Origin of the sequence: Herbidospora galbida (genome assembly GCF_005233835.1) — a bacterium.
Classification (GTDB): domain Bacteria; phylum Actinomycetota; class Actinomycetes; order Streptosporangiales; family Streptosporangiaceae; genus Herbidospora; species Herbidospora galbida.
The window spans coordinates 25,315-36,962 of record NZ_SZQA01000055.1 but is presented as its reverse complement, the minus strand read 5'-3'; the positions used below and the strand labels follow the sequence as shown (position 1 = coordinate 36,962).

At 67.4% G+C, this 11,648-nt stretch carries 10 protein-coding genes; 1 reads left to right on the top strand and 9 read right to left on the bottom strand.

Going from position 1 to position 11,648, the window contains the following annotated elements:
• Positions 1-441: 441 nt before the first annotated feature.
• The 6 genes from FDA94_RS35500 to FDA94_RS35475 all read right to left on the bottom strand — a co-directional run bounded on the left by FDA94_RS35500 (position 442) and on the right by FDA94_RS35475 (position 8,489).
• Entirely contained in the window at positions 442-3,024 is a 2,583-nt protein-coding gene (locus FDA94_RS35500; RefSeq protein ID WP_425460198.1) for a valine--tRNA ligase, read from the bottom strand.
• Positions 3,025-3,072: 48 nt separating this feature from the next.
• Positions 3,073-4,350: an ATP-dependent Clp protease ATP-binding subunit ClpX gene (gene clpX / locus FDA94_RS35495; protein WP_030456815.1), complete on the bottom strand. Its 1,278-nt coding sequence runs from the start codon at positions 4,348-4,350 to the stop codon at positions 3,073-3,075.
• A gap of 198 nt (positions 4,351-4,548) precedes the next feature.
• The gene (locus FDA94_RS35490) at positions 4,549-5,193 is read right to left on the bottom strand and encodes an ATP-dependent Clp protease proteolytic subunit (protein ID WP_137251417.1); all 645 of its coding nucleotides are present in this window, start codon (positions 5,191-5,193) and stop codon (positions 4,549-4,551) included.
• Positions 5,194-5,204: 11 nt separating this feature from the next.
• Positions 5,205-5,849 carry a ClpP family protease gene (locus FDA94_RS35485; protein ID WP_030456813.1) on the bottom strand — a complete coding sequence of 215 codons (645 nt, stop codon included), beginning with the start codon at positions 5,847-5,849 and terminating at the stop codon, positions 5,205-5,207.
• 217 nt (positions 5,850-6,066) lie between these two features.
• Positions 6,067-7,446 carry a trigger factor gene (gene tig, locus FDA94_RS35480; RefSeq protein ID WP_137251416.1) on the bottom strand — a complete coding sequence of 460 codons (1,380 nt, stop codon included), beginning with the start codon at positions 7,444-7,446 and terminating at the stop codon, positions 6,067-6,069.
• A gap of 173 nt (positions 7,447-7,619) precedes the next feature.
• Positions 7,620-8,489 carry a helix-turn-helix domain-containing protein gene (locus FDA94_RS35475; protein WP_137251415.1) on the bottom strand — a complete coding sequence of 290 codons (870 nt, stop codon included), beginning with the start codon at positions 8,487-8,489 and terminating at the stop codon, positions 7,620-7,622.
• A 264-nt stretch (positions 8,490-8,753) separates the two neighbouring features.
• Here FDA94_RS35475 and FDA94_RS35470 point away from each other — a divergent pair, with 264 nt between their 5' ends.
• Positions 8,754-9,221 (top strand): ATP-binding protein, encoded by a 468-nt coding sequence (locus tag FDA94_RS35470; protein ID WP_137251414.1) that lies wholly within the window; start codon positions 8,754-8,756, stop codon positions 9,219-9,221.
• A gap of 144 nt (positions 9,222-9,365) precedes the next feature.
• Here the strand turns inward: FDA94_RS35470 and FDA94_RS35465 are convergent, their stop codons facing one another.
• From FDA94_RS35465 to FDA94_RS35455, 3 genes are read right to left on the bottom strand one after another with little or no spacing between them, the layout of a single operon-like run.
• The gene (locus FDA94_RS35465) at positions 9,366-10,277 is read right to left on the bottom strand and encodes a GNAT family N-acetyltransferase (RefSeq protein ID WP_212735648.1); all 912 of its coding nucleotides are present in this window, start codon (positions 10,275-10,277) and stop codon (positions 9,366-9,368) included.
• The gene (locus FDA94_RS35460; protein ID WP_137251413.1) at positions 10,274-11,170 is read right to left on the bottom strand and encodes an SDR family oxidoreductase; all 897 of its coding nucleotides are present in this window, start codon (positions 11,168-11,170) and stop codon (positions 10,274-10,276) included. The genes FDA94_RS35465 and FDA94_RS35460 overlap by 4 nt, the downstream gene beginning before the upstream one ends.
• Positions 11,167-11,640: a flavoprotein gene (locus tag FDA94_RS35455; protein ID WP_137251412.1), complete on the bottom strand. Its 474-nt coding sequence runs from the start codon at positions 11,638-11,640 to the stop codon at positions 11,167-11,169. The genes FDA94_RS35460 and FDA94_RS35455 overlap by 4 nt, the downstream gene beginning before the upstream one ends.
• Positions 11,641-11,648 lie beyond the last annotated feature (8 nt).

The window sequence follows — 11,648 nt, the reverse complement described above, 5'->3', positions numbered from 1 at the left end:
CCAAAAGATGTCTTCAGAGAATTTTCCCGGCTGACATAATGTCAACCAAAGGAATCCGTCTAATAGACGGGGTTGTGCATCATGCACTGGCTTTTAGCACACTGTTGAGTTCTCAAGAAACGGACTTACTTTTTTCTTTGTGTCTTTATCTTCGCAGCGCTTCTGGTTAGTGTCAAATTCAGTGATTCGACATTTTCCGTTTCCCGCTGGAAGCGCCCCCTCGCGAGGGCAACCCGTCCAACTTACCCGAGCTCCGTGCGATGTCAAATCGCCCGGCTTCCCGGAGGAAAGTTGTTGGGGACGCCTTGGGGATCTGATCGCCCCGGCTCTTCCGAGTCCGGGCCGCGCCGTCCCGCTTGGCGTAACAAGAACATTAGCACCTCTGCCGGGCTGCCGCGACCCACTTCGGCAACCCGGTAATCATTCCCTGGCCACGAAACCCTAAACCTGGGGCAACGAGGCAAGTTGAGCCTCCAGGCGGGCGATGTCCTCGACCGCCTGGGCGGCGCGGGCGCGGACCTTCGCGACCACGTCGTCGGGGGCCTTCGCCATGAACTGCTCGTTGCCGAGCTTGCCCGTGACCTGGGCCTGTTCCTTCTTCGCGACCGCGAGGTCCTTCTCCAGGCGCTTGCGCTCGGCCGCCACGTCGATGGCGCCGGCCGTGTCGATCTCGACGATGACCGTGCCCACCGCGAGGCGGGCGGTCGGGGTGAACGTTTCTCCCGACGGGTCGAGCCTGAGGAGGGAACGGATGGCGTCTTCGTGGGCGGCGGTGGCCGTACCGGACAGAGAAAGACGGGCCGCGACGCGCTGACCGGGCTTGAGCCCCTGGTCGGAACGGAAGCGGCGGACCTCGGTGACGAGGTTCTGGACCGCCTCGATCTCCGACTCGGCGCCGGCGTCGGCGTAGGCCGGATCGCTCACCGGCCACGGCGCCACCACGATCGACTCGCGGCCGGTGACCGCGCGCCAGAGCTCCTCGGTGACGAACGGGGTGAGCGGGTGGAGCAGCCGCAGCAGCGCGTCGAAGACGTGGCCGAGGACGCGCTTGGTGTTCTCGGCAACCTGGCCGCCGCCGGCGATCTGGATCTTCGCGAGCTCCAGATACCAGTCGCAGACCTCGTCCCACGCGAAGTGGTAGAGCGAGTCGCTGATCTTGGCGAACTCGAAGTCGTCGAAGGCCGTGTCGACCAGCGCGACCACCGACTGCAGGCGCGACAGGATCCAGCGGTCGGCCGCGGTCAGCTCCTCGGGCAGGCCGTCGCTGACGGCGCCGTTCATGAGGGCGAACCGGGTGGCGTTCCAGATCTTGTTGCAGAAGTTGCGGGAGCCGGCCGCCCAGTCTTCGCTGATCGCCACGTCGGAGCCGGGGTTGGCGCCGCGCAGCAGGGTGAAGCGGGTGGCGTCGGCGCCGTAGCGCTCGATCCAGTCGAGGGGGTCGATGACGTTGCCGAACGACTTCGACATCTTCTTGCCGAACTGGTCGCGGACCATGCCGTGGAGCGCGACGGTCTTGAACGGCGGCTGCCCGTCCATGGCGTAGAGGCCGAACATCATCATCCTGGCGACCCAGAAGAAGAGGATGTCGTAGCCGGTGACCAGGACGGTCGTCGGATAGAACTTCTTGAGGTCGTCGGTCTGGTCGGGCCAGCCGAGCGTCGAGAACGGCCACAGGCCCGAGGAGAACCAGGTGTCGAGGACGTCGGGGTCCTGCGTGTAGCCCTCGGGGATCTCGTCGTCGGGACCGACGCAGACGACCTCGCCCTCGGGGCCGTACCAGACCGGGATGCGGTGGCCCCACCACAGCTGGCGCGAGATGCACCAGTCGTGCATGTCGTCGACCCAGTCGAAGTAGCGCTTGGCCAGCTCCGGCGGATGGATGCGGGTGCGGCCGTCGCGGACGGCGTCGCCCGCGGCCTTGGCCAGCGGCGAGACGTTGACGAACCACTGCAGCGACAGGCGCGGCTCGACCACGGTCTTGCAGCGCGAGCAGTGGCCGACGCTGTGGAGGTAGGGGCGCTTCTCGGCGACGATCCGGCCCTCGGCGCGCAGCGCCGCGACGACCGCGGGGCGCGCCTCGAACCGGTCGAGGCCCTGGAACGGACCGTGGGCGGTGATGACGCCGCGCTCGTCCATGATCGCCAGGGACGGCAGGTCGTGGCGGCGGCCGATCTCGAAGTCGTTGGGGTCGTGGGCCGGGGTGACCTTCACGGCGCCGGTGCCGAACGCCGGGTCGACGTGGTCGTCGGCGACGATCGGGATGCGCCGGCCGGTCAGCGGCAGCTCGACCTCGCGGCCGATCAGGTGGGCGTAGCGCTCGTCGGACGGGTGCACCGCGACGGCGGTGTCGCCGAGCATGGTCTCGGCCCGGGTGGTGGCCACGACGATCGCGTCGTCACCGTCGCCGTAGCGGATCGAGACGAGCTCGCCCTCGTCTTCCTGGTGCTCGACCTCGATGTCGGACAGCGCGGTCAGGCAGCGGGGGCACCAGTTGATGATGCGGTTGGCCCGGTAGATCAGGCCGTCGTCGAAGAGGCGCTTGAAGATCGTCTGGACGGCCCGCGACAGGCCCTCGTCCATCGTGAAGCGCTCGCGGGACCAGTCGACCCCGTCGCCGAGCTTCTTCATCTGGCCGAGGATGCGGCCGCCGGACTCCTCTTTCCACTGCCAGACCCGGTCGACGAAAGCCTCACGGCCGAGGTCGTGGCGCGAGAGGCTCTCTTTGGCCAGCTCGCGCTCGACGACGTTCTGCGTCGCGATTCCGGCGTGGTCCATGCCGGGCAGCCACAGGGTGGCGTTGCCCCGCATGCGGGCCCGGCGGGTCAGCGCGTCTTGGATCGAGTGGTCGAGGGCGTGCCCCACATGGAGCGAGCCGGTCACGTTCGGCGGCGGGAGGACGATGCTGTACGGCTCTCGCCCGTCTACCGCGCTCGCTCCGAAGTGACCGGCCGCTACCCAGCGCTCGTAGCTGGGGGCCTCGACATCGGCAGGGGCATACTGGGTCGGCAGTTCAGGCGTCGTCACGAGAGCCAATTCTAGAAGCTCCCACCGAGCGCCCCGGCCCAATATGTGTTATGCGGACTTCTCTCGCGGGGTGCGCTGCTGCTTCAGCTGGTCGCGCGGGATCAGCGTCGGGTTGACGTGTTCGAGGACCGCCTCGCGGGTGATGACGACCCGAGCGACATCCTGTCGCGAGGGCACTTCGTACATCACCGAGAGGAGGACCTCCTCCAGGATCGCGCGCAGGCCACGGGCGCCGGTGCCGCGCAGGATCGCCTGGTCGGCGATGGCCTCGAGCGCGTCGTCGGAGAACTCCAGCTCCACGTTGTCGAGCTCGAACAGCCGCCGGTACTGCTTGACCAGGGCGTTGCGGGGCTCGGTGAGGATCTGGATCAGGGCCTCGCGGTCGAGGTTGTGGACGCTGGTGATGACCGGCAGACGCCCCACGAACTCGGGGATCATGCCGAACTTCAGCAGGTCTTCGGGCATCACGTCGCCGAAGATGTCGACCGAGTCGACCTCTTCCTTCGACCGGATGATGGCGTTGAAGCCGATGCCCTTCTTGCCGACCCGGGACTCGATGATCTTCTCGAGGCCCGCGAAGGCGCCACCGCAGATGAACAGCACGTTGGTGGTGTCGATCTGGATGAACTCCTGGTGGGGGTGCTTGCGGCCGCCCTGCGGAGGCACCGATGCGGTGGTGCCCTCCAGTATCTTCAGCAGCGCCTGCTGCACGCCCTCGCCGGAGACGTCGCGGGTGATCGACGGGTTCTCGCTCTTGCGGGCGATCTTGTCGACCTCGTCGATGTAGATGATGCCGGTCTCGGCCTTCTTGACGTCGTAGTCGGCGGCCTGGATCAGCTTCAGCAGGATGTTCTCGACGTCTTCGCCCACGTAGCCGGCCTCGGTGAGGGCGGTGGCGTCGGCGATGGCGAACGGCACGTTGAGCATCTTGGCGAGGGTCTGCGCCAAGAGCGTCTTGCCGGAGCCGGTGGGGCCGAGAAGGAGGATGTTGGATTTCGACAGCTCAAGCCCGTCGTCACGGCCGCGCTCGCCGGACTGGACCCGCTTGTAGTGGTTGTAGACCGCGACGGAAAGGGCCTTCTTGGCCTTGTCCTGGCCGATCACGTAGGCGTCGAGGAACTCGTAGATCTCTCGAGGCTTGGGGAGGTTGTCCCACTTCAGCTCAGAGGACTCGGAGAGCTCCTCCTCGATGATCTCGTTGCAGAGCTCGATGCACTCATCGCAGATGTAGACGCCTGGTCCAGCGATGAGCTTCTTGACCTGCTTCTGGCTCTTGCCACAGAACGAGCATTTGAGCAGGTCTCCCCCGTCGCCGATGCGTGCCACCCCAGACTCTCCTTTGCGTGGGACCGCCCTGCTGCCGCGGTCCGGTCATTCGCGCCGGTCACTTCGGTGCGAAAACGTCATCCCGCTCAGGTTTCGACGTTACCGTCTTCCGGGCCCTCAGTGAGCCCCCTAGCGGTGAGTCGCACCGGAAGGTGCCCAATTGGGCACCGTTCCGGTGCACTTGCGACCTTCGATCTCTTACGAGGCGACGGCAGCCGTCTGGCGCTTACGCGACGGAATGATGTCGTCGACGATTCCGTAGGCCTTGGCCTCGTCGGCGCTGAGGATCTTGTCGCGCTCGATGTCGCGACGGACCTCGGCCGGCTCCTTACGGGTGTGCTTGGCCACGATCTGCTCCAGAAGGTCCCGCATACGCAGGATCTCACGAGCCTGGATCTCGATGTCGGATCCCTGGCCGCCGCCCTCGGTGGAGGGCTGGTGGATCAGGACCCGGGCGTTCGGCAGGGCGAAGCGCTTGCCGGGCGTGCCGCCCGCGAGCAGCACCGCCGCGGCCGAGGCCGCCTGGCCCAGGCACACCGTCTGGATCTCCGGCCGGACGAACTGCATCGTGTCGTAGATCGCCGTCATGGCCGTGAAGGAGCCGCCGGGCGAGTTGATGTAGATGCTGATGTCACGGTCGGGGTCGAGCGACTCGAGCGTCAGGAGCTGCGCCATCACGTCGTTCGCCGAGGCGTCGTCGATCTGGACGCCGAGGAAGATGATGCGGTCCTCGAACAGCTTGTTGTACGGGTTCATCTCCTTGACGCCGTAGGTCGTGCGCTCGACGAACGAAGGGATGATGTAGCGGCCGTTGATGTCACCCGGCCGGATCAGGTCACTCATGGACGCTCCCGTCATGAAACGGCGCCCTCGGAGGGCACCTGCCGCGCGCTGCGCACGACTTGGTCGATGAAGCCGTAGTCCTTGGCCTCGTCGGCCGTGAACCAGCGGTCGCGGTCGGAGTCGCGCTCGATCTGGTCGAGCGGCTGGCCGGTGTGGTGGGCGATGCGCTCGGCCAAGGTCTTCTTGACGTAGAGCATCTGCTCGGCCTGGATCGCGATGTCGGCGGCGGTGCCGCCGATGCCGCCCGAGGGCTGGTGCATCATGATCCGGGCGTGGGGCAGGGCGTACCGCTTGCCGGGAGCGCCGGCGCAGAGCAGGAACTGGCCCATGGAAGCGGCCAGGCCCATCGCCACCGTGCAGACGTCGTTCGGCACATACTCCATCATGTCGTAAATCGCCATGCCGGCCGTCACAGAACCGCCGGGAGAGTTGATGTACATCCAGATGTCCCGGTTGGGATCGTCGGCGGCGAGCAGGAGGAGCTCGGCGCAGAGACGGTTGGCGACCTCGTCATTGACCTGAGTGCCGAGCACCACGATTCGCTCACGCAGCAGACGCTGGTAGAGCTGGTCTTCAAGCCGGGCGGGGCCGTTCTCTCTGCCACGCGACTCGGGCTCGAAGCCGATGGGCTGGAAGAAGGTCGGCGGGCTGGTCACAGCGTCACCTTCCGATGCGTCGTTATCGATTGGCTTTGCTCGACCCTAACGCGCGCCGCCCACAGCTCATGCCCCCTCACCCGGGTGTTCGCTGACGGCGCATGCTCCCCAACGCCCTGTTTGTACGACTTTCGACCGTCGCATGACGTACCGAACACATGCCAATGGGCCCCCGGTGAACAACCGGGGGCCCAGAGAAAGGCGATTGAGCTGGCGCCTACTCGGCCGAGGCGCCGGCCGGGGCCTGGGCGAGCCCCTCGGCCTCCTGCTCGGGGTTGAGCTCGGCGTAGATGGCCTTGAGGTCGACCTCGTTGCCCTCGGAGTCGACGACCTTGGCGGCGTCGCCCACGACCGACTTGGCCTTCTCGCGGACGATCTCCATCATCGCGAGGGTCAGCTGGTCGTTGTCGGCGAGGTGCTGGGCCAGCGTGTTCGGCGCGACGCCCATCTGGGCGGCGCGGCGGACCACGAACTGGGTCAGCTCCTCTTCGCTGACGCCGATGTCCTCGGCCTTGACGATCTTGTCGAGGACGAAGCCCATCTTCAGCGCCCGGGCGGAGCTGGCGTCGAACTCGGCGAAGCGCTCCTCCTCGGTCGTCTGGTAGAGGCGGAAGTAGGCCTCGCGGCTCAGACCGCTCTCGGCGATCTGGTGCTCGAGGTTGTGCTTGCGCGCGTCGACCTCGGCCTTGAGGGCGCTGTCGGGCAGCGGGATGTCGAGACCGCCGATGAGGGCGTCGACGGCCTTCTCACGGGCCTGGACGACCTGCTCGATCAGCTTGTTGCGGCGGACCTGCTCGCGGATGCTGTTCTTGAGCTCCTCGAGCGTGTCGAACTCGGAGGCGAGCTGGGCGAACTCGTCGTCGAGCTCGGGCAGGACCTTCTCCTTGACCGACTTGACGTTGATGATCACGTCGGCCTCCTCGCCGGCGTTCTCACCGCCGACGAGCGTGGTGCGGAAGGTCTTCTCCTCGTCGGCCGACAGGCCTTCGAGCGCGGCGTCGAGGCCCTCGAGGACCGAACCGGCGCCGACCTCGTAGGAGACGTCGGCGGCCTGCTGCTCGTCGAGGTTGCGGCCGTCGATCTCGGCGCGCAGGTCCATCACGACGTAGTCGCCCTTGGTGGCCGCGCGCTCCACGCCGGTCAGCGTGGCGAAGCGCTGGCGCAGCGCGTCGAGCTGCACGTCGACGTCGTCGTCGGCGACGGTGGCGGCGTCGACCGTGACCTCGGTGCCCTCGTAGTCGGGCAGGTCGAAGGTGGGACGGACGTCGACCTCGGCGGTGAACTCCACCTGCTGGCCGTCGTCGATCCGGGTGACCTCGATCTCGGGCTGGCTCACCGGGAAGAGATCGACCTCGTCGACGGCGCGGCCGTAGAGGCCGGGGAGCGCGTCGTTCAGGGTCTCCTCGAGCACGACCGCGCGGCCGAAGCGCTGCTCGATGATCCGGGCCGGAACCTTACCGGGGCGGAAGCCGGGGACGCGCACCTGCTGCGCGACCTTCTTGTAGGCGGCCTTCAGGCTCGGCTCGAGCTCCTCGAACGGCACCTCGACGGTGAGCTTCACCCGAGTGGGGCTGAGCTCCTCGACAGCGGTCTTCACGGGGTGGTCTCCTAAATAACAGCATCTGGTGATCGCGGGCGCGTCATGCACAGCTACCGCGGCACGTTACGCGCGCCGCGCCCACGAAGAGGGCACATGGGCATGCTCCACTGCGGCGGGGTGTCCAGCGCCAAACTTCAGTCTAGAGCAGAGCAGCCCCCGCGAGTGACGCGTCAGAGCTCGCGCGAGATCTTTCTGAGAATGTCGACGGTCTCGCTCGGCGTGGTGGAGACCGCGCACAGCCGCTCCATCACCTCGCTGTACTTGTCGACCTCGTCGCGTTTGTCGAGATAGAGGGCGCTGCCGAGCTGCTCGACGTAGACGATGTCGGGGAGCTCCGCCTCGGGGAAGCGCAGGATGCTGAACGCGCCGCCCTCAGCGGCGTGTCCGCCGAAGTGGAAGGGCATCACCTGGATCGTGACATTCGCCTGGTCCATGAGTTCGACCAGGTGCTGGATCTGCCCGCGCATCACGTCGACGCCGCCGATCGGGCGGCGCAGCGCCGCCTCGTCGATGACGGCCCAGAAGGTGGGCGGGGTGGTGCGTTCGAGGATCTGGCGCTGGCGTTCGAGCCGCAGGTCGACCCGCCGGGCGATCTCTTCGGGGGCCGAGCCGACCGCGCCGGCCGTGATGACCGCGCGGGCGTACTCCTTGGTCTGCAGGAGGCCCGGGACGAACTGGACCTCATAGGTCCGGATGCGGGCGGCCGCCTCTTCGAGGCCGACGTAGGCCTGGAACCAGCCGGGCAGGACGTCGCTGAAGCGGTGCCACCAGCCGGGCTCGTTGGCCTGCTTGACCAGTTCGAGGATGGGCTTGCGGGCGGCCTCGTCGGCCACGCCGTACATGGTGAGGAGGTCTTCGACGTCGCGTTCGCGGAAGCTGACGCGGCCGAGCTCCATGCGGCTGATCTTCGATTCGGAGCCGCGGATGAGGTGCCCCGCCTCGAAGCGCGAGATGCCGCGTTCCTCCCGCAGTTTGCGCAGCTGGGTGCCGAGAAGGATGCGCAGCGCCGTGGGACCTTGTCCCGGCTGGGTACGTGTCACGGCGCCTCCCCTTCTGCTCGACTCGCCGGAGAAGGTCGAGCCGACACCCCCAGCCCACACAGTGTCACCACTTCCGGCCAGGAAGACAAGGCTTGAACCCCCCGTCCATTTCACAATCGCTCAACGTTTTGGGCAAGTGCACAAGGCGCTTGCACGTGCATTTGGGTCTTGCAGGGGCGGGGCCCTTGTCCCATGATGGCCTAGTGCATATTGGGCCAAAGGTGCACTAGTTCTCAAATCTGGCGATCGGGAGGTGCGGGCAGGATGTTGGATAATCCCATATCCGCCCGCGATGTCGGGGTGGAGCGCCTGGTGCGCACCGCCCCCGAGTCCGACGCCACCACCTGCCCGTTACGCCCCCTCGCGGACTCAGTGAAGACCGCACGCGATGTTACGCGATCCACCCTGCAGGGTTGGGGACTTTCGGAACTCACCGACGACGCGACCCTGGTCGTTTCGGAGCTGGTGACCAACGCTGTTCGTTACGCTCTGTATCCGGCGCGCCCGTCGACCGATCACCCGATCACCCTCATGCTGGTGCGGATCGCCCCCCACGTGATACTCGCCGTCGCCGACCCCAGCGACGAGGTGCCCACGCCCAAGGAGCCCGACTTCGTCTCGGAGAACGGGCGCGGCCTCTACATAGTGGAGACCTACAGCCAGGCGTGGGGCTGGGACCCGCTCGACGAGGGCGGCAAGGCCGTCTGGGCGATGTTCCGCACCGGCGCCTGATCCTCATTCTTCCCGGTTACGGCTCCGCCCTCCCGGCGCCGTCCGCCGCCCCCATCTCGCGCCGTAACCGGCGCCGGCCGGCCGCTCGGGTGCTGACCGAAACGAGAAGGTCTGGCGCTCCACTGCGGGGCGTGGTCGAAAGTTTCAGGCCTCCAGCACGTAGAGGACGAACCCCTCGTCGTTGACGGTCGTCCGGGTGAAGCCGAGCCTCTCCAGCAGGCGGACCGACGCCGTGTTGCCCCCGTGGGGGTCGGCGTGAAGCGGACGCACCTGTTCCTTCTCCAGGAACAGGGTCAGGGCGCGGGTGCCGACGCCGCTCCCCCAGAACTCCCGGCCCAGCCAGTAGCCGAGGAAGCGGCGCTCCCCCTCCCACCAGGCGACGACGTTGCCGGCGATCTGCCCGCCCACCTCGACGGTCTGCACGTGGCAGGTCTCGTCGGGCAGGATGTTCTGGCGCCAGTGGGTCAGGAACCTCTCCCGCTCACGGGCCGGGAACCGGGAGCGGCGGGTGGCCTCCGGGTCCTGTTCCTGGAGGTGGAAGACCTCCAGATCGGAGTCTCTGACCTCTCTCAGGCGAACGTGCATTCGCAGGCGCGCGACGTCGGTCATGTCCTTCTCCCTCAGGGGCAGGCCCGGCACCCAGACGGGCATCATTTCCTTGATCTCGATCTGCGCGGCGACGCTGATGACCGGGCAGGTCAGGCCGTCGAGACTGCCCAGGGGCGCGTCGAGCAGGCCGGCTGGCCAGGGCTCTCCCCGGTGGGTACCGCCCGCGACGGTCAGGTCGCGGGCGAGCAGGGCGAAACTGACCTCGACCCCGTCACGCGTGAAATCGCGCTGCTGTTCGCGCGGCGGCCCCGGCTGAGGCGCGAATCCGCGGGCGATCAGGGCCGTTTCGAGCCGGTCGGCGTCGTCGGACCAGGCGAACCAGTCGATATCGATATGGTCTCGGGTCACCTCCCCCAGCGTGAAGTCCATCGCCCAGCCGCCGCGCAGCCAGACGTCGAGACCCATTCCGGCGATCTCGGCGATCGCCGTCAGCTGGCGGTCTCTCACCGATAACCCGTGATGTCGGCCGGCTTTCCGGCGTCCTGGACCTCCACGATGTAACGCCAGGCGTCGGGACGGCTGCCGTCGACGTCGGTGAAGCCGTAGACCTGGGCGAGGCCGCCGCTGGACAGCGAGGCGCCGTTCCACCGCGCCCGGTCAGGGTCGCCGGCCAGCGCCGCGACCGCCCGGCCGACGTAGGCGGGCGACTCGGAGATCGCGAAGTGGGGTTCGCTCTCCAGCGCGTCGCGCCAGGTCTCCTCGGTGACGCCGAAGTGCTCCAGCATCAGCTCCGACCGCAGCCAGCCCGGCGTCAGCGCGACCGCGGTGGCCCCCCGTGGCCCGACCTCCTTGGACAGGCCGAAGGCCATGCGCAGCACCGAGCTCTTCACCAGGTCGTAGAAGAAGGTGACGCGGTAGTTGACGGCGTTGTAGTCGGCGGTGCCGTCGGTCATCTCGACGACCAGGCCGCCTTCGTTCCGCAGCAGCAGCGGCAGGGCGTAGTGGCTGGTGATGATGTGGGTGTCGATGGCCAGGCGCAGCATCCGCATGCCGTCGTCGAGGTCGTGCTCCCAGAGCGGCTTGTCCCAGCTGAACAGGTTCTCGCTGCCCCAGATGTTGTTGACCAGGACGTCGAGCCGCCCCTGCTCCCGGTCGATCCGTTCGACGAGCGCCCTGACCTGGTCTCTGTCGAGGTGGTCGGCCTGGACGGCGATGCCGTGACCGCCCGCCCGGGTGACGAGCTCGGCGGTCTCCTCGATCGTCTCGGGACGCTGGTATTCCGACTGCTGGTCACGGGTGGTGCGGCCGGTGACGTAGACGGTCGCCCCGATCGCCCCCAGCTCGGCGGCGATGCCTCTTCCGGCCCCTCGGGTCGCGCCCGCGACAAGTGCGATGGTCATCCGCTCAGTCTGTCGGGCGGCACCGACAAAAACGCCTCCTGCCATCCGGCGGTGAAACGTACACCTTCTTCTTCGAGCGCGGCCACGGCCGCGCGGTAAGGGGCGCGGCCGGCCAGGGCGTCGTTGACGAACGGCACCAGCGTCACCGGGATGCCGAGGCCCGGAGCCTCCGCCAGCAGCCCCAGGGCATAGGTGTCGGTGATGCCCAGCGCGAACTTGTTGATCGTGTTGAACGTGGCGGGATAGACGACGATCGCGTCGGCCCGGGGCGGCTTGGGCTCGCTGGGGTGCCGATAGTCGACCCGCACCTTTCTTCCGGTACGCCGCTCCAGATCGGCTACGTCGATGAAGTCGACCGCCTTGGGGGTGGCGACGACCTGGACCGTCCACGACCTCGATTGTGCTTCGGCGATCAGGTCGGGCAGGTCCCGCACGGGCCCGGCGGCGCAGACGATCACGTAGAGGTCCATGGGTCTCC

What these genes read in the sequence shown, in the direction of transcription:
- FDA94_RS35490 (WP_137251417.1), bottom strand. Translation starts at nt 5,193, where the DNA reads ATGAGTGACCTGATCCGGCCGGGTGACATCAACGGCCGCTACATCATC.
- FDA94_RS35460 (WP_137251413.1), bottom strand. Translation starts at nt 11,170, where the DNA reads ATGACCATCGCACTTGTCGCGGGCGCGACCCGAGGGGCCGGAAGAGGC.
- FDA94_RS35455 (WP_137251412.1), bottom strand. Translation starts at nt 11,640, where the DNA reads ATGGACCTCTACGTGATCGTCTGCGCCGCCGGGCCCGTGCGGGACCTG.
- FDA94_RS35470 (WP_137251414.1), top strand. Translation starts at nt 8,754, where the DNA reads ATGTTGGATAATCCCATATCCGCCCGCGATGTCGGGGTGGAGCGCCTG.